Raw genomic sequence first — 26,014 nt, 5'->3', positions numbered from 1 at the left:
AATGAACAACATACGTAACTTCTCCATCATCGCCCACATCGACCACGGTAAATCGACCCTGGCCGACCGCATTATCCAGTTGTGCGGTGGTTTGTCGGAACGCGAGATGGACGCGCAGGTGCTCGATTCGATGGACCTCGAACGCGAGCGTGGCATCACCATCAAGGCCCAGACCGCGGCGCTGCAGTACAAGGCGCGCGACGGCCAGACCTATAACCTGAACCTGATCGACACCCCGGGCCACGTCGACTTCTCCTACGAAGTCTCGCGCTCGCTGTCGGCCTGCGAAGGCGCGCTGCTGGTGGTCGACGCCTCGCAGGGCGTGGAAGCCCAGACCGTGGCCAACTGCTATACCGCGCTCGACCTGGGCGTGGAGGTGGTGCCGATCCTGAACAAGATCGACCTGCCGCACGCCGACCCGGACAACGCCAAGAAGGAAATCGAGGACGTCATCGGCATCGACGCGTCCGACGCCACCACCTGCTCGGCCAAGACCGGCCTGGGTGTGGAAGACGTGCTGGAAACCCTGATCGCGAAAGTCCCGCCGCCCAAGGGCGACCCGGACGCGCCGCTGCAGGCCCTGATCGTCGACTCCTGGTACGACCCGTATGTCGGCGTCGTGATGCTGGTGCGCGTGGTCAACGGCACCCTGCGCCCGAAGGAAAAGATCCTCCTGATGGCGACCGGTTCGGTGAACCTGGTGGAGAGCGTCGGCGTGTTCACCCCGCGTTCGGTCGCGCTGCAGGAACTGTCGGCCGGCCAGGTGGGCTTCATCATCGCCGGCATCAAGGAACTGACCGCCGCCAAGGTGGGCGACACCGTGACCCTGGCCGCCAAGCCGGCCCCGGCGCCGCTGCCCGGCTTCAAGGAAGTCCAGCCGCAGGTGTTCGCCGGCCTGTTCCCAGTCGAAGCCAACCAGTACGACGCGCTGCGCGATTCGCTCGAAAAGCTGAAGCTGAACGACGCCGCCCTGATGTACGAGCCGGAAGTCTCGCAGGCGCTGGGCTTCGGCTTCCGCTGCGGCTTCCTCGGCCTGCTGCACATGGAGATCGTGCAGGAGCGCCTCGAGCGCGAGTTCGACATGGACCTGATCACCACCGCGCCGACCGTCGTGTACGAGGTCGAGATGCGCGACGGTTCCATGGTCCGCGTCGACAACCCCTCAAAAATGCCGGAACCGTCCAAGATCAACGAAGTGCGCGAGCCGATCGTCGACGTCAACCTGTACATGCCGCAAGAGTATGTCGGTGCGGTCATGACCCTGTGTAACGGCAAGCGCGGCGTCCAGATGGACATGGCCTACCACGGCCGCCAGGTGAAACTGCACTACGAGATCCCGATGGCGGAAATCGTGCTGGACTTCTTCGACCGCCTGAAGTCGACCTCGCGCGGCTACGCCTCGATGGACTACGAGTTCAAGGAATACCGCGCGGCCGACGTGGTCAAGGTCGACATGCTGATCAACAGCGAAAAGGTCGACGCCCTGGCCATCATCGTGCACCGTGCCAACGCGCCTTACCGCGGCCGCCAGGTGGCCGCCAAGATGCGCGAACTGATCCCGCGACAGATGTTCGACGTGGCGATCCAGGCCGCGATCGGCGCGACCATCATCTCGCGCGAAAACGTCAAGGCGCTGCGCAAGAACGTGCTGGCCAAGTGCTATGGCGGCGACATTTCGCGTAAGAAGAAGCTGCTTGAAAAGCAAAAGGCCGGCAAGAAGCGCATGAAGCAGGTCGGTTCCGTGGAAATTCCGCAAGAGGCCTTCCTGGCCATCCTGCAGGTGGAAGAAAAATAAATGGATATGCAACCCATCCTGAGCAATTTTGCTCTGATCCTGTTCGTCCTGATGGTGGTCACCGGCGTCATCTGGTGCCTGGATGTGTTCGTCCTGGCCAAGCAGCGCCGCCGCAATGCCGACATCGCCCTGCGCGAATTCGATGCGCGCAACGACAAGCTGCGCAGCGAAGGCATCAAGCTCGACGACAGCCAGCGCAAGCGCGCCGAGATCGAAGCGGCCAACCTGCGCCAGCCGACCTGGATCGAGTACTCGGGCAGCTTCTTCCCGGTGATCGCGCTGGTCTTCATCCTGCGCTCCTTCCTGTGGGAGCCGTTCAAGATCCCGTCCTCGTCGATGGTGCCGACCCTGCTGGTGGGCGACTTCATCCTCGTGAACAAGTACGCCTACGGCATCCGCCTGCCGATCGTGAACCGGAAAGTGATCGAAGTCAGCGACCCGCAGCGCGGCGACGTGATGGTGTTTAAGTATCCGAAGGACATGAGCCAGGATTACATCAAGCGCGTCATCGGCGTCCCAGGCGACACCATCACCTACGACAACAAGCGCCTGACCGTGAACGGCAAGCCGGTCCAGTACACGCCGATGGACGACTACCTGGACGACCAGCACCCGGTCTACCACAAGCAGTTCGTCGAGAACCTGCCGGGGACCACCAGCGGCGTGCCGCACCGTATCCTGAATACCGAGGACAAGCGCACCCTTGACCTGGGCGCTGTGGAGAATTTCCCGAATCGTGAAGCCTGCGACTATTCGTACGACAAATTTACCTGTATCGTACCTCCAGGCAACTATTTCATGATGGGCGATAACCGCGACAACAGTGCCGACAGCCGCTATTGGGGCTTCGTACCGGACAAGAACATTGTTGGCAAGGCGATCGTCGTCTGGATGAATTTCGGCAATCCGAAACGGATTGGCGGCATCCAGTAATTCCGGAGATCCATATGCAGAAGCACATCCTCGCTCGCCAGACCGGCATCTCGCTGACCGGCCTCATCCTTGTACTGGCCGTGCTCGGCGTCGCCGCCGTGTTCGCGCTCAAGCTGCTCCCGACCTATACCGAGTACAGCGCGATCAAGGATGCGATCGTGCGCGCCAAGGAAGCTGGCGGCACGCAGCGCGAAATACAGGTAGCCTTCGACAAGAACGCCGACATCAACAGCGTCACCGCGATCAAGGGCCGCGACCTGACCATCACCCGCGACAACGGCGAAGTTCAGGTCAGCTTTGCCTATGAGAAACGCGTGCCGCTGGTGGGCAACGTCAGCCTGCTGATCGACTACGCCGGCACGACCGACCCGAGCGGGGTGGTCGCGGCCCGGGATGACGCACCGGCGTCCCAGTAACACGCAACACCGTTCCCTGCGTGGGCAGGGAACGCACACACGACAGCACAATGAATCTACAGTTATTGCAAACACGCTTGGGTTACACGTTCCGGGACACCGGCCTGCTTCAGCAAGCCCTGACCCACCGTAGCCATAGCGCGCTGCATAACGAACGCCTGGAATTCCTGGGCGACTCGATCCTGAACTGCGTCGTGGCCTCGATCCTGTACGAACGCTTCAGCAAGCTCGACGAAGGCGACCTGTCGCGCCTGCGCGCCAACCTGGTCAAGCAGCAGTCGCTGTTCGAGATCGCCCAGAAGCTCGAGCTGTCGCAGTTCCTGCGCCTGGGGGAGGGCGAGCTGAAGTCGGGCGGCTTCCGCCGTCCTTCGATCCTGGCCGACACCCTCGAGGCGCTGCTGGGCGCGATCTTCCTCGACACCGGTTTCGATGCTGCGTGCGACGTGATCCGCGCCTTCTACCTGCCACTGCTCGAGACGGTCGACCCGGCGACGCTGGGCAAGGATGCCAAGACCCTGCTGCAGGAATTCTTGCAGAGCAAGAAGATCTCGCTGCCGACCTATAATGTGGTGGCCACCCATGGCGCCGCCCACAGCCAGGAATTCGAGGTCGAATGCCTGGTGCCCAAGCTGGGCGTGCAGGTCTTCGGCCGCGGCGGCAGCCGCCGCGCCGGCGAGCAGGCCGCCGCCCGGCTGGCGCTGGAAGCGGCCCAGGCGGCGACCACCAAGTCGCCCTCGGCCCGTAAATCCAAGCCGCGCACGGCCCAGCTGAAACTGGGCATCGCCACCATCCAGAGCAGCGAACCGGTGGCACAACAGGAACAACCAGGAAGCAAGACTGCATGAACACCGAAATTACCGACACCACCACTCCGGAAGGCTTCCGCTGCGGCTATATCGCCATCGTCGGCCGTCCGAACGTCGGCAAGTCGACCCTGATGAACGTGCTGATCGGCGCGAAGGTGTCGATCACCTCGCGCAAGGCGCAGACCACGCGCCACCGCATCACCGGCATCCAGACCCGCGACGACGCCCAGTTCATCTACGTCGACACGCCGGGCTTCCAAACCCGCCACGCGAACGCGCTCAACAAGACGCTGAACAAGACCGTCTCGAACACGCTGACGTCCTCCGACGTGATCCTGTTCCTGGTCGAAGCCGGTACCTTCGGCCCGGCCGACCAGCAGGTGCTTGACCTGCTGCCGAAGAACGTGCCGGTGGTGCTGGTCATCAACAAGTCGGACCGCATGAAGGACAAGGCGGTCCTGATGCCCTTCGCCCAGAAGATCGCCGCGCTGCGCGACTTCACCGCCATCGTGCCGGTGTCGGCCAAGATGCGCTTCCAGGTCGATGCCCTGGAAAACGAGATCAAGCGCCACCTGCCGGAAAACGCTCCGATCTTCGGGCCGGACGACATCACCGACCGCAGCGAGAAGTTCCTCGCCGCCGAGATCGTGCGTGAAAAGGTGTTCCGCCTGCTGGGCGACGAATTGCCTTACACCAGCACGGTGATCATCGAGCAGTTCCAGCAGGAGGGCAACCTGCGCCGCATCTTCTGCGCCATCCTGGTCGAGCGCGACACGCACAAGTCGATGATCATCGGGAACAAGGGTGCGCGCCTGAAAGAAATCTCGACCCAGTCGCGCCTGGACATGGAAAAGCTGTTCGACGGCCCCGTGTACCTGGAGATCTGGGTCAAGGTCAAATCCGGCTGGGCCGACAACGAAGCGGGCCTGCGCGCCTACGGCTACGAGTAAGCACCCGGAGGCCGTCCACCCGCATGCCCGACCACGACGACCTCATCGATACGCCGGAGCCGCAAACGGCCCCGGCAGCGCCGGCTGCAGCCAAACGCAGCCGCCCTCCGGTGCGCGAGACCCGCGTCACCGGCCAGCCCGGCTTCGTCCTGCACAGCTATCCCTACAAGGAAACCAGTCTGATCGTGGACATGTTCACGCGCGACTACGGCCGCGTGGGCGTGGTGGCAAAAGGCGCCAAACGCCCGCTATCGAAGCTGCGCGGGGTGTTGCAGACCTTCCAGCCGCTCTCGCTCTCGTTTTCCGGCAAATCCGAACTGCGCACCCTGATCGACGCCGAATGGGTCGGCGGCATGCTGCCGCTGGAGAAGACCGCGCTGCTGTGCGGCTTTTATCTGAACGAGCTCTTGGTGAAACTGCTGGCGCGCGACGACAAGCATCCGGCCTTGTTCGATCACTACGTCTCGACATTGAACCAGCTGGCCCATGGCGAGCCGGTGCCGATCGTCTTGCGAAAGTTCGAACGGGCCTTACTTAAGGAAACTGGCGTCGCGGCCGACCTCGGACGTTCGACCACGACCCGTGCCCCGGTCGAGCCGGGGCGCGACTACGTGGTCGACCCGGAGAAGGGCGCGCGCGAAGCGCTGGCCAGCGACGTCTGGCCTGTCGTGACGGGCAAGACCCTGCTCGACATGGAAGGCGAGGATTACAGCGACCCGGTGACGCAGGGGCAGAGCAAGCAGCTGATGCGCTTCCTGCTGGCGCACCACCTGGGCGGCGCGCCGCTCAACACGCGCCAGATTTTGATCGACCTGATGCAGTTATAAAGAGATACCCATGAGCTTCCTGCAACCTACCGGCTCGGTCATCGACCTGGGCGTGAACATCGACCACATCGCCACCGTGCGCAACGCCCGCGGCACCAGCTACCCGGACCCGATCCGCGGCGCGCTGCTGGCCGAGCAGGCCGGCGCCGACCTGATCACGCTGCACCTGCGCGAAGACCGCCGCCACATCAAGGATGCCGACGTATTGGCGCTGCGCCCGCTGCTCGCGACCCGCATGAACCTGGAAGCGGCCGTCACGCGCGAGATGATCGACTTCGCCTGCCAGGTCAAGCCGCAGGACGTGTGTCTGGTGCCGGAGCGGCGCGAGGAAGTCACCACCGAGGGCGGCCTCGACGTGATCCGCTATTACAAGGAAGTGGAAGCCGCGGTCACGCAGCTGAAGAACGAGGGTATTCGCGTGTCGCTGTTCATCGACGCCGACGAAGCCCAGATCGAAGCGGCCGCGAAGGTCGGCGCCACCGTGATCGAGCTGCACACCGGGCGTTATGCGGAAGCCGAGGGCGAGGAAGCGCTGCGCGAAATCGAGCGCATCAAGGTCGGCGTGCACGCGGGCGCGTCGCGCGGCCTGCGCGTGAATGCGGGCCACGGCCTGCACTACACCAACGTGCAGCCGATCGCGGCGATTCCCGACATCCACGAGCTGAACATCGGCCATGCGATCGTCGGCCATGCGCTGTTCGTCGGCTGGGAGAACGCGGTGCGCGAGATGAAGGCCATCATGGTGGCGGCGCGCCTGGGCGTGCAGTACGCGAGCGCGGGAGCCTGACCATGATCTACGGGGTCGGCACCGACATCGTCCAGATCTCGCGTATCGAGGCAGCGCTTGCCCGCAGCGGCCCGCGCTTCGCCGAGAAGATCCTCGGCCCGCAGGAACTGGAAAAATACCACGCCCGCAGCGCCAAGAACCCGGTGCGCGGCCTGCGCTTCCTGGCCACCCGGTTCTCGGCCAAGGAAGCGTTCTCGAAAGCGATCGGCCTGGGCATGCGCATGCCCATGACCTGGCGCTCGGCCCAGATGCTCAACGCACCCGGCGGCAAGCCGGTGATCGTGTGCAGTGGGGCTTTGGAAGAATTCATGCGCGCGCAGGGCTTGAGCGCGCAGGTGTCGATCAGCGATGAAGCGGATTATGCGGTGGCCTTCGTGATCGTGACCAAGGACAGCACCGCATAAGCTGGAAGTGAGCAGGACGTGAGCAAGGAAGAGCAGTTCCCCGCGCCGGAAGGCGCACGGGATGAAGGTGGTGTCGCCTATGCGGCAAGCGGCGGGGCGGCAATGCCGGTCCCGGCAGCCAAACCAGCGTGCATCGGCGCCGCCAGACCCAGGATCAGGAAAGCAGAAGTCGTCGCGCCGCGCTTGCGGCCGGACAGTTGGCAGGCCATGAAAGAAGAATTGAAAGCGACATTGAAGGGCGACGCCGCGCAGCCCGTGCAGCCGAGCGAATCGGCGCGCGAGCAGGTCCTGGCGACTGTGGCCAAGCTGCCCGCACTGCCGGGCGTCTACCGCTATTTCGACGCCAACCAGAACGTGCTCTACGTGGGCAAGGCACGCAACCTCAAGAACCGGGTATCGAGCTACTTCCAGAAGAACCTGTCGAGCCCGCGTATCGCGATGATGGTGTCGCAGATCGCGCACCTGGAGACCACGGTGACGAGCAGCGAGGCCGAGGCGCTGATCCTGGAAAACAACCTGATCAAGTCGCTCAAGCCGCGCTATAACATCCTGTTCCGCGACGATAAAAGCTACCCCTACATCAAGATCTCCGGCGGCGAGGCGCCGCGCCTGGGTTACTACCGCGGCGCGCTGGACAAGAAGAACCAATACTTCGGTCCTTTTCCTTCCGCCTGGGCGGCCAAGGAATCGATCCAGTTGCTGCAGCGGGTCTTCCTGCTGCGTACCTGCGAAGACAGCGTCTACAGCAACCGCACGCGACCTTGTTTGCTGCACCAGATCGGCCGCTGCAGTGCGCCTTGCGTCGACCTGATCGCGCCGGAAGACTATGCGCGCGACGTCGACAATGCCGCGCGCTTCCTGCGCGGGCGCCAGAGCGAAGTTCTGGCCGATCTCGAGCAGAAGATGCAGGCCTACGCGATGGAGCTGAAGTTCGAACAGGCCGCCAGCATCCGCAACCAGATCCAGGCCTTGTCGAAGGTGCTGCACGCGCAGAGCATGGAGACGGTGGGCGACGCCGACGTCGACGTGATCGCCGTGGTGGTGCAGGGCGGCCGCGCCTGCGTCAACCTGGCGATGGTGCGCGGCGGACGTCACCTGGGCGACCGCGCCTACTTCCCGACCCACGTGGGCGAATCGCTCGGTGAGTGCCCGCTCGAGGTCGAGGTGCTATGCGCCTTCCTGGCCCAGCACTATGCCGGCCAGTTCATCCCGGGCACCCTGATCTTGAACATCGAGTTCGACCAGCCGGAGCTGATCAATGCCCTGGCCGAACAGTGCGGCCACCGCATCAACCTGATCTTCCAGCCGCAGGGGCAGCGCCGCCAGTGGCTGGAGCTGGCGTGTAAAAACGCCGAGATCTCGCTGGCGCGCCTGCTGTCGGAGCAGGGTTCGCAGCAGGCGCGCACGCGCGCACTGGCCGAGGTGCTGAACCTGGACGCCGAGACGCTCGACGAACTGCGCATCGAGTGCTTCGACATCAGCCACACGGCGGGCGAGGCGACCCAGGCGTCCTGCGTGGTGTTCCACCACCACCAGATGCAGAACGGCGAATACCGCCGCTTCAACATCAACGGCATCACGCCGGGCGACGACTACGCCGCGATGCGCCAGGTACTGCAGCGCCGTTATGAAAAGGTGGCGAACGGCGAGGGCGTCATGCCGGACATCGTGCTGGTCGACGGCGGCAAGGGCCAGGTCGAGATGGCGCGCCAGGTGTTCGAGGAGCTGGGTTTATCCATCTCGATGATCGTCGGCGTGGCCAAGGGGGAAGGGCGCCGCGTGGGCCTGGAAACCCTGATCTTCGCCGACGGCCGCGCGCCGCAGGAGCTGGGCAAGGAATCGGCCGCCCTGATGCTGGTGGCCATGATCCGCGACGAGGCGCACCGTTTCGCCATCACCGGCATGCGCGCCAAGCGCGCCAAGGCGCGCCAGGCTTCCAGGCTGGAAGAGATCGAAGGCATCGGCGCCAAGCGCCGCCAGCGCCTGCTGGCCCGCTTCGGCGGCCTGCGCGGGGTGATCGACGCCAGCGTGGAAGACCTGATGTCGGTGGAGGGCATTTCGAGTACGCTGGCGGAAGAGATTTACCGCCAGTTGCACTGATTCCTGACCGGGGCGCTTGCCCCGGTTTTCTTTTGGGCCGCCTCTCCCCTTGAGCACATACAGACGAGTCACCTAGTCCAATTTGCAATACCCATGTAGACTGTCGCCCAAACTTTTCATTCCCGTAATCAGCGTTTTCCCTATGCCTTTCAACATCCCGATTCTCCTGACCTGGTTACGTGTAGCGCTGATTCCCCTGGTTGTAGGCGTCTTCTATCTCCCGACCCACTGGCTGCCGCTGGCCGACCGCAACCTGGCCGCGACCCTGGTGTTCATCGTCGCCGCCATCACCGACTGGTTCGACGGCTTCCTGGCGCGGCGCTGGAACCAGACCTCGGCCTTCGGCGCCTTCCTCGACCCGGTGGCCGACAAGCTGATGGTGGCCGGCGCGCTGCTGGTGCTGGTGCAGCTGGACCGCGTGAACGCCATCATCGCCTTCATCATCATCGGCCGCGAAATCACCATCTCCGCGCTGCGCGAGTGGATGGCCCAGCTCGGCGCCACCAAGTCGGTGGCGGTGAGCTCACTCGGCAAGATCAAGACCGCCGCCCAGATGACAGCAATCCCGATGCTGCTGTTCCATGACGTGATCCTCGGGATCGATACCCATTACTGGGGCGAGTACTTCCTGTGGGTGGCGGGCGTGCTGACCGTTTGGTCGATGTTCTATTATCTGCGCCGGGCTTGGCCATTGATTAAGGAAAAAGCCGGAAGCTTGTAAGAAATGTTCCGTGTCATCCTTGACGTACGGAATAGAATCTCTATAATGCCTGCCTGTTGCGACAACAACGCAGCAGGATGAAAGACAAAGCGGGAGTAGCTCAGTTGGTAGAGCGCAACCTTGCCAAGGTTGAGGTCGAGAGTTCGAGACTCTTCTCCCGCTCCAAGATTTGAGATTGCACGGCACGAAGCGATCTTGAAAAAATGTCAAAGTTCTGTGATAATCGTTGTTCTGTATGCGGGAGTAGCTCAGTTGGTAGAGCGCAACCTTGCCAAGGTTGAGGTCGAGAGTTCGAGACTCTTCTCCCGCTCCAGTTTGCCCCAAGCGAACTGGCGCCAGGCGTAGTAAGCAGTAAGACTCCAATGCGGGAGTAGCTCAGTTGGTAGAGCGCAACCTTGCCAAGGTTGAGGTCGAGAGTTCGAGACTCTTCTCCCGCTCCAAAGGTTTTACGACACGTTGTACTCCAATGCGGGAGTAGCTCAGTTGGTAGAGCGCAACCTTGCCAAGGTTGAGGTCGAGAGTTCGAGACTCTTCTCCCGCTCCAAATTTAGAGAAGACGTTTACTTCTCGGTTGATTCGGCACATAACCGGCCGGGTCAGCTCAGCTAAGATGAAATCTGGCGAGGTAGCAAAGCGGTTATGCAGCGGCCTGCAAAGCCGTCTAGACGGGTTCGACTCCCGTCCTCGCCTCCAGCATATCTCTTTCCCCATCAGGGGATTGATAACGATCAAATAGCCTTCTGTTTCAGAAGGCTATTTTTTTGTTCACTCCCTTTGTTCCTCCCGCAATTTGACTTATATCAAATACATTTCCTAGCGAAGGAAGCAGACTGCTCGTTCACTCAAATGCTGGCGTGTCTTGCCCCAGACGCACCGCGTGTGGGCGCAAGGTGGAGGAAAATCGTATGCAGATGATGGATGCAGCAGTGTTCACCGGTCCCGGGCGCATCGCACTCGAGCGCAAACCGGTACCCCAGGCCGGACCCGGCGAAGCGGTGGTCAAGGTGACGATGACCACGATCTGTGGCACCGATGTTCATATCCTGAAGGGCGAATACCCGGTCCAGCCGGGCCTCACGATCGGCCACGAGCCGGTGGGCGTCATCGCGGAGCTCGGTGCGGGGGTGGCCGGCTACGAGATCGGCCAACGGGTCGTGGTCGGGGCCATCACGCCCTGCGGCCAATGCCACTCCTGCCTCGAAGCGCACCAGTCCCAGTGTGGTGGACACGCCATGGGTGGCTGGCGCTTCGGCAACACGATCGACGGCTGCCAGGCGGAATATGTGCGCGTGCCCTTCGCGATGGCGAACCTGGCGCCGATTCCCGACGGCCTGAGCGACGAGCAGGTCCTGATGTGTCCCGACATCATGAGTACCGGCTTCGGCGGCGCCGAGAACGGCGGCATCCGCATCGGCGACACCGTTGCGGTCTTCGCCCAGGGGCCGATCGGCCTGTGCGCGACGGCGGGTGCGCGCCTGCGCGGCGCCAGCCGCATCATCGCTGTCGACACGGTGCCCGAGCGGCTGGCCATGGCCAGAACACTGGGCGCCGACCACGTCATCGATTTCAGGCAAACAGACCCGGTCGACGAAATCCTGCGCCTGACCGACGGACGCGGCGCCGATGTGACCATCGAAGCGCTCGGTACCCAGCAGACATTTGAAAGCTGCCTGCGCGCGCTGCGCCCCGGGGGGACCCTGTCCAGCCTCGGGGTCTACTCCGGCAAGTTGAGCTTGCCGCTGGATGCGTTCGCTGCCGGCCTGGGCGACCACAAGATCATCACCACTTTGTGCCCCGGCGGCAAGCACCGCATGCAGCGCCTGATGAACACGCTCGCTTCCGGCCGCCTCGACCTGCGCCTGCTCGTTACGCACCGGTTCCCGCTTGCGCGCATCGAAGAGGCCTATGCGCTCTTCGCCAGCCAGACGGATGGCGTCCTAAAGGTCGCCATCGTGCCCTGAATCATTTCCCGGCCACCGTCCGTGTTGCCTGGCTGGCTTCTCTTTCCCGATAGTCAGGTGGAGCCGCGTCGCGCGGGTCGCGCAGCAGTAGCACGGGAATGGGCGACCATGCCAGCACGTACTGGGCGACACTGCCGGCAAAGCGGGGCGCGGCGTCGTTGCGGCCATGCGTGCCCATCACGATCAAGTCGCAGCCATATTCCTGCGCCAGCCGGACGATCTCGACGCCTGGCGTCGACGACAATGGCGTTTCGATGTCGCAGCTGACACCCTCGTCCCGAGCGATGCGCAATATCGTCGCAGCATGGGCCTGGGCTGCGGCGCGCGCCCGCTCCAGTTCACTCTGCGCATCAGGCAGAGGCGTGGCGCCATCCGGCGCAGAAAAGTGCGGCTGGGCGACCGCCACCGCCAGTATGCGGCCGGCGCCCGAGCGCGCCAGCAGGACGCCCATCTGCGCGGCGCGCACTGCCAGGTCCGAGCCATCGCTGGCGATGCAAACCCGTTCGATGAACATGTTCTGTTCCTTTCCGAATATGCGGCACAAGTACCTGTTCCGGACGCGAGCCCAGGGCGTTCGCCGACATTGCGGCTTGGCGTGACTGGCGGACCTTCACCGATGCATGCACCCATCATGCGCGCACATTGCGTCGCTTGCCGGCCGCGTCGTGTACCTAAGATTGTGCAGCCTGGCCGGAGAGTGTGCATCGCAGTTTTACAGTCAATTTGTAGATATTTGATCTGGGTCATACAAATTATTGATGCGCCGCTACACACTGCTGTCAACACTTCACGGAGATTGTCATGTACCAGCGAATCCTGCTCCCCACCGACGGATCTGAAGCTTCCCGGCATGCCATTCTGGCGGGTGTCGACTTTGCCAGGGCCGTCGGGGCCGAGGTGGTGGCGATGACCGCCATTCCCGAATTCCATGCGTTGACGGCGAGTACCGAGATGATCGAGCAGACCCGCCAGCAATACGAAACGGCAGTCCAGGCGCGGGCGCAGCGCCTGCTCGGCGAGATCGCAGCGACTGCGCGCAATGCCGGGGTGAGCTGCACCATGGCGCAGGTCGTGTCGGACAGTCCGCACGAGGCCATCATCGCCACCGCGCGCGAACGGGGCTGCGACATGATCGTCATGGCGTCGCATGGCCGCAAGGGCATCGCCGGACTCCTGCTGGGCAGCGAAACACAGAAGGTGCTGGTCCACAGCGCGATTCCGGTCATGGTGCATCGCTAGGCGCACATGCAAAAGGAGAAGATCATGTACAAACGCATCCTGCTCCCGACCGACGGTTCGCCCGTCGCCGGACACGCCGTGCCGGCGGCGATCGAACTGGCCCGGGCCTGCGGAGCCGAGATCCTGACTCTGTCGGTCGCGGTACCGGAGACCGTATTGCCGTCGATCGAAGGCGCCATGCTGGTCGATCCCGGCCCCCAGGCCGACGTGCTGCTGGACCATGCGCGGACCATGGTGGAGGCGGTCGCCGCACAGGTGCGCGCCGCCGGGATCGCCTGCACTGCGCTGGCGAAGCTGTCCTATTATCCGGCCGAGACGATCGTGGACACGGCGCGCGAGCAGGCCTGCGACCTGATTTTCATGGCCTCGCACGGTCGGCGCGGTGTCAGCCTGCTGCTCGCGGGGAGCGTGACGCAGGCCGTACTCGCGTCCGCGCCGGTGCCGGTGATGGTCCTGCGTCCGCCGCGCGCCACCACGCCGGCCGAAGCGCTGGCGCGCAGTTGCCCCGCCGAAGCGGCTTCATGAAGCGTGACGACGGCATGGCGGTGGAAGGGCGGCGTGCCACGCCGTCGGCGGGCGCAAGCCGCAAGCGCTGGTGGCGCGCCGGCGGCGTGCTGCTGGTCCTCGCGCTCGCGATCGGGGGAACGCAGGCCTGGCGCCGGTCGCAGCCCCAGGGGCCCGGCCCCAGTTTTGTCAGCGGGAACGGGCGCATCGAAGCCACCGAGGTCGACATCGCGACCAAGTCTCCCGGCCGCCTTCGCGAGGTGCTGGTCGACGAGGGCGACCTTGTGCGCGCAGGGCAGGTGCTGGCGCGGATGGACCTGCAGTCGCTCCAGGCCCAGCGCGACGAAGCCCGGGCGCGCGAGCAGCAGGCGCGCGACGCGGTTGCCGGCGCGCTTGCGCAACTGGCGATGCGGCGCAGCGACGAGGCGGCGGCCGGCGCCGTCGTGCTCCAGCGCCAGGCCGAGCTCGACGCGACGGCGCGGCGCCTGAAGCGCGCCACCACGCTGGCCGCGGCCGGCGCGGTGGCGGTGCAGGAGCTGGACGACAGCGAGGCCCGCATGCGCGGCGCGGAAGCGGCCCTGAGCGCCGCCCGCGCGCAGCAGGACGCCGCGCGCGCCGCGGTGGAGGCGGCGCAGACCCAGGTGGTGGGAGCGCGCTCTGCCGTGGCCGCGGCGGCGGCGACCACCGCGCGCATCGACGCCGACCTGCGCGACAGCGTGCTGGTGGCGCCGCGCGCCGGCCGGATCCAGTACCGCGTGGCCCAGCCGGGCGAGGTGCTGGGCAGCGGCGGCAAGGTGCTGAACCTGGTCGACCTCACCGACGTCTTCATGAGCTTTTTCATCCCCGAGACGGCGGCCGGCCGCGTCGCCCTCGGGAGCGAGGTGAGGCTGCAGCTGGACGCGGCTCCCGGCTATGTGCTGCCGGCCACGGTGACCTTTGTCGCGAGCGTGGCCCAGTTCACGCCCAAATCCGTCGAGACCGCCAGCGAGCGGCAGAAGCTGATGTTCCGGGTCAAGGCCCAGGTCGATCGCGGCGTGCTGGAGCGATATGCCAGCCAGGTCAAGGCCGGTGTGCCGGGCGTGGCCTGGATCAGGCTCGACCGCAATAGTCCCTGGCCGCCACAGCTGGCGCTGCGGAGCCGGCCGTGACAACGGAGCCGGCGCCGGTCGCGCAGCTGTCCGGGCTGGCGCTGCGCTATCGCGGGGCGGTCGCCCTCGACGGGATCGACCTGGACTTGCCGGCCGGACGCATGGTGGGCCTGATCGGCCCCGACGGCGTCGGCAAATCGAGCCTGCTGGCGGTGCTGGCCGGCGCGCGCCGCATCCGCGCGGGCCGCGTGCGGGTGCTGGGGGGGGACATGGCCGATGGCGCGTTCCGGCGCCGGGCCTGTCCCCGCATCGCCTATATGCCGCAGGGACTGGGTCGCAACCTGTACCCGAGCCTGTCGGTCGAGGAAAACCTGCAGTTCTTCGCACGCCTGTTCGGGCAGGCCCCGGCCGAGCGGCGCGCCCGGATCGACATGCTGACCCGCAGTACCGGCCTGCATCCCTTCCTCGGTCGTCCGGTCGGCCAGCTGTCGGGCGGCATGAAACAGAAGCTGGGCCTGTGCTGCGCCCTGATCCACGAGCCCGACTTGCTCATCCTGGACGAGCCGACCACCGGGGTCGATCCGCTGGCGCGCGCCCAGTTCTGGGACCTGATCGCCGCCATCCGGAGCCAGCGTCCCGGGCTGAGCGTACTGGTCGCCACCGCCTACATGGACGAGGCGCGCCGCTTCGACTGGCTGGTCGCCCTCGACGCCGGACGGGTGCTGGCGGCGGACACGCCGCAGGGGCTGCTGGAGCGCACCCGCAGCACCACCCTGGAGCAGGCCTTCGTTGCGCTACTGCCGGCGCAGCGGCGCGCCGGCTACCGGCCTTTGGCGGCCGCCCGGCCCGCGCCGGCGCCCGGCGGCGCTCCCGCGGTCGAGGCGCGCGGCCTGTCGCGCCGCTTCGGCGATTTCGCCGCGGTGCAGGACGTCAGCTTCAGCATCGGGCGCGGCGAGATCTTCGGCTTCATCGGTTCCAACGGCTGCGGCAAGACCACCACCATGAAGATGCTGTCCGGCCTGCTCGCACCCAGCGGGGGCACGGCGCTCCTGTTCGGCGAGCCGGCCAGCGGCCGCGCGCGCGCCGCGCGCCTGCGCGTCGGGTACATGTCCCAGGGTTTTTCGCTGTACCAGGAGCTGAGCGTGCGCCAGAACCTGCTGCTGCACGCGCGCCTGTTCGACCTGCCGGAGGCGCGCGTGCAGGCCTGCTGCGCCGACGCCGCGCAGCGCTTCGGGCTGGAGGGCGTGCTCGACGCCTTGCCCGGCCGCCTGCCGCTGGGCATGCGCCAGCGCCTGTCGCTGGCGGTAGCCATGGTGCATGGCCCCGAACTGCTGATCCTCGATGAACCGACCTCCGGCGTCGACCCGGTCGCGCGCGACGGCTTCTGGGCCGAGATGCTGCGCCTGGCGCGCGACGACGGCGTCACGATCTTCATTTCCACCCATTTCATGAACGAAGCCGAACGCTGCGACCGGGTGGCGCTGATGCATGCGGGCAGGGTGCTGGCCAGCGGCACACCGGAAGCCCTGCGCCGGGAGCGCGGCGCGGACAGCCTGGAGCAGGCATTCATCGGGTGGCTGCGCGAGGCCGGCGGCGAAGCGGCGGCGCCCGCAGCGCCGCCACCTGACACGCATGGCGCCGGCGCGCGGCGCGGAGCAGGGGGCTGGTGGCGGCGCGCCGGCAGCTACTGCTGGCGCGAGTCGCTCGAGCTGCGCCGCGATCCGGTGCGGGCCACGCTCGCGCTGCTCGGTTCGCTCCTGCTGATGGTGGTGATCGGCTATGGCATCAGCATGGATGTCGAGGACCTGCGCTACGCGGTGCTGGACCGCGACCAGACCTCGCTCAGCCGCGACTACGCGCTCAACCTGTCGGGCTCGCGCTGGTTCGTCGAACGCCCGGCGTTGCTGGACGACGCCGACATGGACCGCCGGCTGCGCTCGGGCGAACTGGCGCTGGCGCTGGAAATCCCGGCCGGTTTCGCGCGCGCCGCCGCGGCCGGCCGCCCGGCCCAGGTCGGAGCCTGGATCGACGGCGCCATGCCGATGCGCGCTGAAACGGTACAAGGCTACCTGCAGGGGATGCACCAGCAATGGCTGGCGGCCCGGATGCGGCAGGCAGGCGTCACACCTCCCACGCCCCCCGTCTCGGTGGAGACGCGTTTCCGCTACAACCCGGACGTGCGCAGCCTGCCGGCGATGGTGCCGGGGATCATGGCGCTGCTATTGCTGATGATGCCGGCGATGCAGGCGGCGCTGGCCGTCGTGCGCGAGAAGGAAATGGGGTCGATCGTGAACCTCTACGTAACACCGGTGCGGCGCAGCGAATTCTTGCTCGGCAAGCAGGCTCCCTATGTGGTGCTGGCGATGCTTAACTTCCTCCTGATGGTGCTGCTGGCGGTGACGCTGTTCCAGGTGCCGCTTACCGGGAGTTTCGCGACACTGGCCGCGGCGGCGCTGGCCTATGCCTTCTGCTCGACCGGCATCGGCCTGCTGGCGTCGAGTTTTACCCGCAGCCAGATCGCGGCGATCTTCTTCACCATGATCGGCACCATGATCCCGGCCATCCAGTACGCCGGCCTGATCAATCCCGTGGCTGCGCTGGAGGGGGCCGCACGCGCGATCGGCGAAGCCTACCCGGCCTCGCACATGCTGACCATCAGCCGCGGCGTGTTCGGCAAGGCGCTCGGGCTGCGTGAACTGGCCGGCGACATCGCGGCCCTGCTGGCGGCGCTCCCGGTCATCCTCTGCCTCGCGATCGCGGCCTTGCCCAAGCAGGAGCGCTGAACATGGTCTCGCTGCGCAAGGTCTGGCGCCTCGGCATCAAGGAATGGTGGAGCCTGGTGCGCGATCCGGTCATGCTGCTGCTGATCGTATACACCTTCAGCGGCGCCGTGTACATCGCCGCCACCGCCCAGCCTGACACACTGGCGCGGGCCGCGCTGGCCATCGTCGACGAGGACGGTTCGCCGCTGTCGCTGCGCCTGCGCAGCGCCTTCTCGCCGCCGCAGTTCCTCGCGCCTGAGCCGATCTCGCTGGTGCAGGCCGACGCGCGCCTGGATCGCGGGATGGCGACCTTCGTGCTGGTCATCCCGGCCGGTTTCCAGCGCCGCGTGCTGGCGGGACGTCCCGCCGAGCTGCAGCTGAACGTGGACGCGACGCGCATGAGCCAGGCATTCACGGGCAGCAGCTACGTCCAGCAGATTGCCGTGGGAGAGATTGCGACTTACCTGCAGGGCGTGCGTACGGCGGCGCCGGTCCCGGTCGAGCTGACGATGCGCGCGCGCTTCAATCCCGCGCTGGCGCCGGCCTGGTTCGGAGGCCTGATGGAACTGGTGAACAACATCACCATGCTGGGCGTGATCCTGGCAGGCGCCGCCCTGATCCGCGAGCGCGAGCACGGCACCATCGAACACCTGCTGGTGATGCCGGTCAGCGCTGCCGAAATCATGCTCGCCAAGCAGTGGTCGATGGGGACGGTGGTGTTGCTGGCGGCGCTGCTTGCCCTGCTGGGTATCCTGCAGGCGCTGCTGCATATCGGCATCCAGGGAACGATCCCGCTGTTCGCCGCGGGCGCGGCCCTGCACCTGTTCGCCGTCACGTCGCTGGGCATCCTGATGGCGACCGTCGCCCGCAGCATGCCGCAGTTCGGCCTGCTGGTCATCCTGGTGCTGCTGCCGCTGCAGATGCTGTCCGGCGCAACCACGCCGCGCGAAAGCATTCCCTGGCTGCTGCGCGAGGCGATGCTGCTGGCGCCAACCACCCATTTCGTCGAGCTGAGCCAGGCCATCCTGTTCCGCGGCGCCGGGAAGGACGTCGTCTGGCGGCCGTTCCTGGCACTGGCCGCGATCGGCGCCGCGCTGTTCGGGCTGGCGCTGGCGCGCTTTGGCAGCGCCATGCGGCAGGGCTGAGATCACCAACCAAGGACAAGGAGAGAACATGGAACGGATTGCACTGGTCACCGGCGGGACCCGCGGCCTGGGGCTGGCCATCGCCGAGGCGCTGCGCGAGGCAGGCTGCCGGGTAGCGGCGACCTATCACCATGACGAGGCGGGGGCGCGCCGCATGGCGCAGGAGACCGGCATTGCCGTGTACCGCTGGGATGTCGCCGACGCCGCGGCCAGCCGCGACGGCGTCGCCCGTGTCGGCGCCGAACTCGGGCCGGTCGACATCCTGGTCAACAACGCGGGCATCACGGCCGACGCGATGTTCCACAAGATGAGCGAGGAGCAATGGTGGCGCGTGATGCACACCAACCTGGGTTCGATGTTCAACGTCACGCGCCAGGTCATCGAGGGCATGCGCGAACGGCGCTTCGGCCGCATCGTGAACATCAGTTCGGTGAATGGCCGCAAGGGCCAGGCGGGGCAGTGCAATTATGCGGCCGCCAAGGCGGGCATCCTCGGCTTCACCAAGGCGCTGGCGCTCGAAAACGCCGCCCGCAGCGTCACCGTGAATGCGGTGGCGCCCGGCTACTGCGACACCGCGATGGTGGCGGAGGTCCGTCCCGAGCTGCTGCAGGCGATCGTGGCCGCGATCCCGGTTGGACGCCTGGGCGCCCCGGCCGATATCGGGCGCATGGTCGCGTTCCTGGCAGGCAAAGATGCAGGCTTCATCACGGGCGCCACCTTCGATGTCAATGGCGGCCAGTACCTGGCATGAAGGGTGCCGCGGCGCCAGCGCTTCAGGCGCAGGCGTCGCAGCGTGCGTCGGAGGCCACTGTCGTCCGGTTGCGTCCGCCCGCCTTTGCACGGTACATGGCTTCGTCGGCGTCGCGCAGCAGGGCGTCCCAGCCGTCGTGGCCGCACAGCACGGCGACTCCGATGCTCACGGTAAAGCGGACGGGGCCGCCGGCTGCCGCCAGCAGAGACGCTTCGACATTCGTGCGGATCCGCTCCGCGCAGGCGAACGCCTCGTCCACGCCGGTCTCCGGCAGGATGCAGACGAACTCCTCGCCGCCGATGCGTCCCACGTAGTCGTCCTGGCGCAGGCTCGCCCTGCAGGTGTCGACCAGTGAGCGAATGACGGCGTCGCCGGTCGCATGGCCATGGGTGTCGTTGACGCGCTTGAAGTGGTCGATGTCGATCATCGCCACCGCCAGCGGCCGTGCATGGCGCCGCGCCAGCGATACATCGCGCCTGGCCAGTTCGGTGAGGTAGGCGCGCGACATCGCGCCGCTCAGGCTGTCGTAGCGGCAGGCATGCAGCAACTGCTGCTCATGGCGCCAGGCGGCTTCGCGGATGCTGCCGTTGGCGGCGGCGATCAGCATCGCCATGGCCACCGCGACGGCGCTGGCGGCGACGCTGGCCAGCCACACCAGCTGGGGCAGCACCAGTGCACCCGCAATCGCGTGGAACAGGGCGGACGGCAGCAGGATTGCGATGCAGCGGCGGGGGCGGCTCTCGGCCAGCCCGGCCACCAGCACCGAGATCACGAGGACCGGCATGGCTTCGGTCAGGCCGTGCGCGAGCGACACCGCATTCACTACCAGCGCCAGCGAATGGGTGGTGAACACCAGCAGCCAGCGGCCAAGCGTGGATGCCGCGCCGCCCGGCCAGGCATAGCCCGGGATGCCCAGCAATACCAGGGCAAGGCGCAGAAGCAGGCTGGACGGCGTTTGGGAGCCGTTGGCGACAAGGTCCCAGATGCCGAGGATGAGCACGCAGGCACTGAAGGCAGGGCCGAGTACCGGCAGGCGCTCGTCCGGCGGCGCCGTGACAGGCTCCGCGCCGAGCGCCGGCGCCCCCGCGAACCGCTCGCCCCGCCCTTCACGCATGTGCATGGCGAGGGGGTGTCAGTGCGCCAGCAGCAGCGTGATGGCGGCGTCGGCCAGTACGGTGCGGCTGGCGCCTCCCAGGCACAGCTCGCGCCAGCGGGTGTGGCCGTAGCAGCCCATCACCAGCAGCCCGCAGCCGTGCGCGCGCGCAATGTCAAGCAGATCGCTGCCGGGGTCGTGGCACGGCGGCACGGTCATGAAGCGCGGCGCGATGCGGTGAAGGCCGAGGTAGCCGCGCAGTTCCGTGTTCTCGTGTTCCGCGAGCAGGCCGTCCGCGCCATCTTCCGCCAGCCGCACGACCGTGACGGCGCGCGCACGCTTGAGCAGCGGTACGGCGGCGCAGGCGGCAAAGCCGGCCTCCTTGCCGCCATCCCAGGCGAGCAGGACATGCGGCGCCGGATCCGGCGCCGGATCGGAGCGGGGAACGACCAGCACGGGCCGCCTGCTGTTCAGGATCAGGTACTCGGGCAGGCAGAGCGCGCCGTCGGTCAGGGCTTCGTCGGGGTCGTCCTGGCTGACCACGACAAGGTCGGCGAAGCGCGCCATGCGCGCGAGGCCGTCGTCGGCGCCATCGTCGATCAGGCGCGTGTCGCAGGCGGTGCCGCTGTCGCGCATGAGTGCTTCGAAACCGTCCAGCGCATGCCGCGCTTGCGCGGCCAGGGGCGCGAAGTAGCTGGCGCACAGGCTTCCGGGCGGCGCGTCGAAACCCTCCGGGAAGACCGTGCGCGGGATCCCGCTCATGGCTAGCCCGAGCAGGCGCGCGCCGTGCGCGGCGGCGAGCGCCGCCGCCATCCGATAGCGGGCCGGGGCGTGGCGGGACTGGTCGACATGTACCAGGATGCTGCGGTAGGCCATGGTGGCTCCATGAAAGTTAGGGGAAGAATGCGGGGTTCAGCCTGCGATGCCGCGGCGCGCCGCCGGGCCGCGCACGCCGGACGGAGGGCGGGCGGACGCCTGCGCTTGCGGGGCGGACATGGCGAGCACGAGATCGGCGGACAGGCGCGACAGCTCGAGCAGGTCGCGCAGCGCGAGCACGACTTCGCGGCCCAGTTCCAGGTTGCCGCCCTCGACCGCCGGCTGCACATGGTGCAGGGCGCCCAGGATGATCGCATGGTGCTGCCGCCGTTCGCGTAGTCCGGGAACATGCAGCGCCTCCATGGCAAGTTCTTCGCGGCGGAACCCTGCTTCGACGGCGGCCACCAGGCCGGGGAAGTCGTGCGCCAGCGTGTCCGGCGCCTGCTGTGCCTGCGCGACGCGCTCGCACAGGGCGCGGCGGGCATGGCGCAGGACAGCGCACAGCGCCTGCGGGTTCGGAGCAACGGGGCGGCGGGATCTCATCGCAATTCCTCGGACATGTATTGACGACCCTCAGTTTCCGCGCCTGCCGTTAAAAAATGTTTGATATAAATCAAAAACCTTGAAGGCTTAGTGGGCTAGCAGGACTGGCAGGCTCATGGAACGCAGAACAGTTGCCGTGGTACTGCCCAGCAGCAGTTCGCGCAGGCGGGATTGACCGGCGCCACCCATCACCAGCAGGGTCGCGCCGATGTGTTCGGCCCCGGCCAGGATCGTCGCGCCCACATGCTGCGTGTCCGGTGCGCGATGCGGATGGACCGTCACGCCTTGCCGGCGCAGGTAGCCCATCATGCGCCCGCAGGCGTCCGCCGCATCGCCGGCCGCGGCGTCGCCGCTGCCGCAGGTCATCACGGTCACGCTTGATGCGGCGCGCAGCAGCGGCAGGGCGCCCGTCAGGGCGCGGGTGGCCTCGGGGCTGCCGTCCCAGGCCAGCAGCGCAGGCCCCTGCAGTTCGTCGCGCCAGCCGCCGGCGGGCAACACCAGCAAGGGACGGCCGCCATGCAGCAGCAGGTGCTCCGGCACGTCGCCGAGCGTGCCGCGCGGGCGCGTGTCCGGACTGCTTTGCCCGACCACAACCAGGTCGCAATAGCGCGCCTGCAGCGCCATGCCGCCGTCGACATCGTCCTCGACCAGCCGCTCCTCGAACGAAGCCACGCCTTCTTCGCGCACGACGCGGCTGAACAGCGCAAGCCCGGCCGCCGCATCGCGCCGCATCGCCTCGCAGCACGCGAGCAGGGCCGCCCCGCCCTCGGCGACGACCTGCGGCGGGAGGAAGCGTGAAATGCCGGTTGGCGCGCTGCCGATCAGGTGGGCGTCGAAACGGCGCGCGAGCCGGCACGCCAGCCGCAGGCGCTCGGCTGCGCCCTGGCCTGACTCCGCATGGACGAGGATGGTCTTGTAGGGCATGCGCGGCTCCCAGAAGAGGAACGATGCCGTCAGCGTATGCCGGGCGGCGCCCGGCGTCCACGACGAAATTGGCAGTATCATGTTTTTGTTTGCCTATTTTGATCTCGGTCAAATTTTTTGACGAGTGTTGCCGTACGCTTGACGCAATGCCGATTCCTGAACGGAGCGAACGCATGAGCGTGCGGAACCTGGAACACTTTTTCTCGGCGCGCTCGGTCGCCGTCGTGGGCGCCTCGGCGCGTCCCGGCAGCGTCGGCGCGACCGTGCTCGCGAACCTGACCGGGGCTGGATTCCAGGGCGAGCTGTGGCCAGTCAACCCCAAATACCGCGAGCTGGCCGGCCTGCCCGTATTCGACGACATCGACGCACTGCCGGGTGTACCCGAACTGGCGGTGATCTGCACGCCCGCACACACGGTACCCGCGATCGTCGCCAGCCTCGGCCGTAGCGGCTGCCGGGCGGCGATCGTGCTCAGTGCCGGGCTCGATGCCACCGGGCCGGACGGGCGCAGCCTGCGCCAGGCGATGCTGGACGCGTCGCGCCGCTTCCTGCTGCGCATCCTCGGGCCCAACTGCGTCGGGCTGCTGGTGCCCGGCATCGGCCTGAACGCCAGCTTCGCGCCCGCGGCGGCGCTGCCCGGGCGCCTGGCCTTCGTGGCGCAGTCGGGAGCGCTGGTCACGGCGGTGCTGGACTGGGCCCGGGCCCGGCACATCGGCTTCTCGTGTTTCGTGTCGCTGGGCGACGGCAGCGACGTCGACTTCGGCGACCTGCTCGACTACCTGGCGGGTGATCCGGGGACGGACGCCATCCTGCTGTATGCCGAAAGCGTGCGCCAGGCGCGCAAGTTCATGTCGGCCGCACGTGGGGCCGCGCGCGCCAAGCCGACCATCATCGTCAAGGCGGGCCGCGTGGCCGAGGCCGCGCACGCCGCGTTCAGCCATACCGGGGCGCTGGCCGGCGCCGACCGTGTCTACGATGCCGCGCTGCGCCGCGCCGGCATGCTGCGCGTCTTCACCACCGCCGAACTGTTCGACGCGGTCGCCATCCTGGGCCAGCCGCGCCGCCCGGCCGGCGCGCGGCTGGCCATCCTCACCAACGGCGGCGGCCCCGGCGTGATGGCGACCGACGCCCTGGTCGACGGCGGCGGAGCGCTCGCCGTCCTGGCGCCACGCACCATCGCGGCGCTGTCGGGGGGGCTGCCTGCCTCCTGGTCGCATGGCAACCCGGTCGACATCGTCGGCGACGCGCCGGTGCAGCGCTATGCGCTCGCACTGCAGGCCCTGATGGACGATCCTGATACGGACGCGATCCTGTTCATCCATGCGCCGACCGCCATCGTGCCCAGCGCCGACATTGCGCGTGCGCTGCTGCCGCTGATGCGCGCCGGCCGCCTGCCGGTGCTGTGCTGCTGGCTGGGCGGCGACAGCGTCGCCCAGGCACGCGCACTGTGCCAGGACGCCGGCCTGCCGGTGTTCGACACGCCCGAGGAGGCTGTGCGCGGCTTCCAGCAGCTGGTCGATTACGGCCGCAACCAGCGCATGCTGACCGAGTCGCCGCCGGCCGCTACGGCGGATCTGCCCGACCGGGCGGCCGCGCGCGCGCTGGTTGCCGGCATGCTCGCGCGCGGCGAGACGGCGGTCGGGGAAGCCGATGCCAAGGCCTTGCTGGCCGCCTACGGCATCGATGTGGTGCGCACCGCGACGGCGCGCGATGCCGGCGAGGCAGGTATGGCGGCGCGGGCGATCGGCTATCCGGTGGCGCTCAAGATCCTGTCCCCCGACATCGTCCACAAGAGCGACGTCGGTGGCGTGGCGCTCGATATCGCCGACGAGGCGGCGCTGGCCGCGGCGCTGCGCGCGATGCTGGCGCGGGTGCGCGCCGGCCGGCCCGGCGCGCGCCTGGCTGGCTTTACCGTGCAGGCAATGGCGAGACGGCCCCAGGCGCATGAGCTGATCGTCGGGGTCGCGACCGACCCGGTGTTCGGACCGGTCGTGCTGTTCGGCCAGGGCGGCGTCGCGGTCGAAGTCAGCGCCGACCAGGCGGTCGCCCTGCCGCCCCTGAACCGGGTGCTGGCCGCCGACCTGGTCGGCAGGACGCGGGTGGCGCGCTTGCTCGCTGGCTTTCGCGACCACCCGCGCGCCGACCTCGACGCCGTCTACGAGGTCCTGGTGCGGGTCGGGCAGATGGTGGTCGACCTGCCTGAGCTGGTGGAGCTCGATATCAATCCCCTGTTGGCCGACGCAGGGGGCGCGGTAGCGCTCGACGCCCGCATGCGCCTGGTCCCGCTGGCGCCCGGCGCCGATCCGCTGGCGAGGATGGCGATCCTGCCCTATCCGGAAGAGCTGGCCAGCGAAGTCGACAGCGCGCTCGGTCCCCTGACACTGCGCCCGATCCGCCCCGAGGACGCGGCGGCACACCAGGCCTTCTTCCACGCGCTCAGCCCGGAAGACGTGCATTTCCGCATGTTCGGCATGATGCGCGAGCTGCCGCCGGCCCAGCTGGCGCGCTTCACGCAGATCGATTATGCGCGCGAGATGGCCTTCATCGCCACGCGTGGCGCCAGCGCCGGCGCCGAGACGCTGGGCGTGGCGCGCGTCATCGTCGACCCCGACAACACCGTGGGCGAGTTCGCGGTGGTGGTGCGCTCCGACCTCAAGGGGCGGGGATTGGGGCGGCTGCTGATGGAGCGCCTGCTGGCGTATTGCCGCCAGCGCGGCCTGGCGCGCGTGCGTGGCGCCGCGCTGGCGGACAACACGCGCATGCACGCGCTGGCGCGCGCCTGCGGCTTCCGGCTCGAGAGCGGGCCCGAGGGGACCCTGGAGATGACGCTCGAGCTCGGCAAGGAGGCGCACTGATGGCAACCCGCATTCTCATCATCCAGGGCCATCCCGACTGTGCACATGCCCACCTGTGCCATGCGCTGGCGGCCAGCTACGCCGAGGGCGCGCGCCGCCGGCCATCAGGTCGAGCTGGTGGAGGCCGCGCGCCTGGGCCTGCCGTTGCTGACCAGCCAGGACGCCTGGCAGCACGGGACGCCGCCCCCCGGGGTGGCGGCGGTCCAGGAGGCGATCCACAAGGCCCAGCACCTGGTGTTCTTCTATCCGCTCTGGCTGGGCGACATGCCGGCCCTGCTCAAGGGTTTCCTGGAGCAGGTCGCACGGCCCGGTTTCGCGCTCGATCCGGCGCCGCGCAATCCGCTGCGCGCCGGTTTGCTGGGCGGGCGCAGCGCGCGCCTGGTGGTCAGCATGGGCATGCCGGCGCTACTGTATCGCTGGTTCTACGGCGCCCCCAGCCTGCGCTTGATGCGCCGCAACATCCTTGGTTTTGCCGGCATCGAGCCGGTGCGCAGCACCATCGTGGGAAGCACCGGCGCGCTCGACGCAGCGGCTGCGGAACGCCTGTTCGCACGGATGCGGCGGCTGGGCGTACAGGCGCGCTGAGGTCCCTCA

General features: G+C 67.4%; 24 protein-coding genes and 5 tRNA genes. 24 read left to right on the top strand and 5 right to left on the bottom strand.

What is annotated here, in order from left to right; all coding sequences use genetic code 11:
* The first annotated feature begins 1 nt into the window (after nt 1).
* From lepA to GV068_RS11835, 16 genes are all read left to right on the top strand, one after another.
* The gene (gene lepA, locus GV068_RS11910; protein WP_159697641.1) at nt 2-1,795 is read left to right on the top strand and encodes a translation elongation factor 4; all 1,794 of its coding nucleotides are present in this window, start codon (nt 2-4) and stop codon (nt 1,793-1,795) included.
* Entirely contained in the window at nt 1,796-2,728 is a 933-nt protein-coding gene (lepB, locus tag GV068_RS11905) for a signal peptidase I (protein WP_159697639.1), read from the top strand.
* Between the two features lie 14 nt (nt 2,729-2,742).
* Nucleotides 2,743-3,144 (top strand): DUF4845 domain-containing protein, encoded by a 402-nt coding sequence (locus tag GV068_RS11900; RefSeq protein ID WP_159697637.1) that lies wholly within the window; start codon nt 2,743-2,745, stop codon nt 3,142-3,144.
* 50 nt (nt 3,145-3,194) lie between these two features.
* Nucleotides 3,195-3,989, top strand: a complete 795-nt coding sequence (rnc, locus tag GV068_RS11895; protein ID WP_159697635.1) for a ribonuclease III — start codon at nt 3,195-3,197, stop codon at nt 3,987-3,989.
* Nucleotides 3,986-4,900, top strand: a complete 915-nt coding sequence (gene era, locus GV068_RS11890; RefSeq protein ID WP_159697633.1) for a GTPase Era — start codon at nt 3,986-3,988, stop codon at nt 4,898-4,900. Before rnc ends, era begins: the two co-directional genes overlap by 4 nt.
* A 23-nt stretch (nt 4,901-4,923) precedes the next feature.
* On the top strand, nt 4,924-5,727 hold the full coding sequence (gene recO, locus GV068_RS11885) for a DNA repair protein RecO (protein ID WP_159697631.1): 804 nt from the start codon (nt 4,924-4,926) through the stop codon (nt 5,725-5,727).
* Between the two features lie 10 nt (nt 5,728-5,737).
* The gene (gene pdxJ, locus GV068_RS11880; protein ID WP_159697629.1) at nt 5,738-6,514 is read left to right on the top strand and encodes a pyridoxine 5'-phosphate synthase; all 777 of its coding nucleotides are present in this window, start codon (nt 5,738-5,740) and stop codon (nt 6,512-6,514) included.
* Nucleotides 6,515-6,516: 2 nt separating this feature from the next.
* Entirely contained in the window at nt 6,517-6,918 is a 402-nt protein-coding gene (gene acpS, locus GV068_RS11875) for a holo-ACP synthase (protein WP_159697627.1), read from the top strand.
* A 207-nt stretch (nt 6,919-7,125) separates the two neighbouring features.
* Nucleotides 7,126-9,018, top strand: a complete 1,893-nt coding sequence (gene uvrC / locus GV068_RS11870; RefSeq protein WP_159704957.1) for an excinuclease ABC subunit UvrC — start codon at nt 7,126-7,128, stop codon at nt 9,016-9,018.
* 142 nt (nt 9,019-9,160) lie between these two features.
* Entirely contained in the window at nt 9,161-9,739 is a 579-nt protein-coding gene (gene pgsA / locus GV068_RS11865; RefSeq protein ID WP_159697625.1) for a CDP-diacylglycerol--glycerol-3-phosphate 3-phosphatidyltransferase, read from the top strand.
* 89 nt (nt 9,740-9,828) lie between these two features.
* Nucleotides 9,829-9,904 (top strand) — tRNA-Gly (locus GV068_RS11860).
* A gap of 72 nt (nt 9,905-9,976) precedes the next feature.
* Nucleotides 9,977-10,052 (top strand) — tRNA-Gly (locus tag GV068_RS11855).
* Nucleotides 10,053-10,103: 51 nt separating this feature from the next.
* A tRNA-Gly gene (locus tag GV068_RS11850) sits at nt 10,104-10,179 on the top strand.
* A 28-nt stretch (nt 10,180-10,207) separates the two neighbouring features.
* Nucleotides 10,208-10,283 (top strand) — tRNA-Gly (locus tag GV068_RS11845).
* A gap of 75 nt (nt 10,284-10,358) precedes the next feature.
* Nucleotides 10,359-10,432 (top strand) — tRNA-Cys (locus GV068_RS11840).
* A gap of 212 nt (nt 10,433-10,644) precedes the next feature.
* Nucleotides 10,645-11,700: an NAD(P)-dependent alcohol dehydrogenase gene (locus GV068_RS11835; RefSeq protein ID WP_159697623.1), complete on the top strand. Its 1,056-nt coding sequence runs from the start codon at nt 10,645-10,647 to the stop codon at nt 11,698-11,700.
* A 1-nt stretch (nt 11,701) separates the two neighbouring features.
* Here the strand turns inward: GV068_RS11835 and GV068_RS11830 are convergent, their stop codons facing one another.
* Nucleotides 11,702-12,214, bottom strand: coding sequence for a universal stress protein (locus GV068_RS11830; RefSeq protein ID WP_159697621.1), 513 nt, complete (start codon nt 12,212-12,214; stop codon nt 11,702-11,704).
* 287 nt (nt 12,215-12,501) lie between these two features.
* Between GV068_RS11830 and GV068_RS11825 the strand changes: the two genes are divergently transcribed.
* From GV068_RS11825 to phbB, 6 genes are read left to right on the top strand one after another with little or no spacing between them, the layout of a single operon-like run.
* Entirely contained in the window at nt 12,502-12,939 is a 438-nt protein-coding gene (locus GV068_RS11825) for a universal stress protein (RefSeq protein ID WP_159697619.1), read from the top strand.
* Between the two features lie 24 nt (nt 12,940-12,963).
* On the top strand, nt 12,964-13,464 hold the full coding sequence (locus GV068_RS11820; protein ID WP_159697617.1) for a universal stress protein: 501 nt from the start codon (nt 12,964-12,966) through the stop codon (nt 13,462-13,464).
* Nucleotides 13,461-14,591 carry an HlyD family secretion protein gene (locus GV068_RS11815; RefSeq protein WP_229464107.1) on the top strand — a complete coding sequence of 377 codons (1,131 nt, stop codon included), beginning with the start codon at nt 13,461-13,463 and terminating at the stop codon, nt 14,589-14,591. Before GV068_RS11820 ends, GV068_RS11815 begins: the two co-directional genes overlap by 4 nt.
* Nucleotides 14,588-17,314, top strand: a complete 2,727-nt coding sequence (gene rbbA / locus GV068_RS11810) for a ribosome-associated ATPase/putative transporter RbbA (protein WP_159697615.1) — start codon at nt 14,588-14,590, stop codon at nt 17,312-17,314. Before GV068_RS11815 ends, rbbA begins: the two co-directional genes overlap by 4 nt.
* Nucleotides 17,315-17,316: 2 nt before the next feature.
* Nucleotides 17,317-18,438 (top strand): ABC transporter permease, encoded by a 1,122-nt coding sequence (locus GV068_RS11805; RefSeq protein WP_159697613.1) that lies wholly within the window; start codon nt 17,317-17,319, stop codon nt 18,436-18,438.
* A 28-nt stretch (nt 18,439-18,466) separates the two neighbouring features.
* Nucleotides 18,467-19,189 carry an acetoacetyl-CoA reductase gene (gene phbB / locus GV068_RS11800; protein WP_159697611.1) on the top strand — a complete coding sequence of 241 codons (723 nt, stop codon included), beginning with the start codon at nt 18,467-18,469 and terminating at the stop codon, nt 19,187-19,189.
* A gap of 22 nt (nt 19,190-19,211) precedes the next feature.
* On the opposite strand, the gene GV068_RS11795 is transcribed toward phbB, so the two are convergent.
* The 4 genes from GV068_RS11795 to GV068_RS11780 form a co-directional block, all read right to left on the bottom strand.
* Complete coding sequence (locus tag GV068_RS11795; protein ID WP_159697609.1) at nt 19,212-20,309, bottom strand: GGDEF domain-containing protein; 1,098 nt, start codon at nt 20,307-20,309, stop codon at nt 19,212-19,214.
* A gap of 12 nt (nt 20,310-20,321) precedes the next feature.
* On the bottom strand, nt 20,322-21,095 hold the full coding sequence (locus GV068_RS11790; protein WP_159697607.1) for a universal stress protein: 774 nt from the start codon (nt 21,093-21,095) through the stop codon (nt 20,322-20,324).
* Nucleotides 21,096-21,194: 99 nt separating this feature from the next.
* Nucleotides 21,195-21,641, bottom strand: coding sequence for a hypothetical protein (locus tag GV068_RS11785; protein WP_159697605.1), 447 nt, complete (start codon nt 21,639-21,641; stop codon nt 21,195-21,197).
* Between the two features lie 87 nt (nt 21,642-21,728).
* Nucleotides 21,729-22,565 carry a universal stress protein gene (locus GV068_RS11780; RefSeq protein ID WP_159697603.1) on the bottom strand — a complete coding sequence of 279 codons (837 nt, stop codon included), beginning with the start codon at nt 22,563-22,565 and terminating at the stop codon, nt 21,729-21,731.
* A 173-nt stretch (nt 22,566-22,738) separates the two neighbouring features.
* Between GV068_RS11780 and GV068_RS11775 the strand changes: the two genes are divergently transcribed.
* Together GV068_RS11775 and GV068_RS11770 are read left to right on the top strand one after the other, a co-directional pair.
* On the top strand, nt 22,739-25,420 hold the full coding sequence (locus tag GV068_RS11775) for a bifunctional acetate--CoA ligase family protein/GNAT family N-acetyltransferase (protein ID WP_159697601.1): 2,682 nt from the start codon (nt 22,739-22,741) through the stop codon (nt 25,418-25,420).
* Nucleotides 25,421-25,465: 45 nt separating this feature from the next.
* Nucleotides 25,466-26,005 (top strand): NAD(P)H-dependent oxidoreductase, encoded by a 540-nt coding sequence (locus tag GV068_RS11770; protein ID WP_229464105.1) that lies wholly within the window; start codon nt 25,466-25,468, stop codon nt 26,003-26,005.
* Nucleotides 26,006-26,014 lie beyond the last annotated feature (9 nt).

This window comes from Massilia sp. 9I, assembly GCF_902506415.1.
GTDB lineage: Bacteria > Pseudomonadota > Gammaproteobacteria > Burkholderiales > Burkholderiaceae_D > Telluria.
This window is presented reverse-complemented; position numbering and strand designations above follow the sequence as displayed.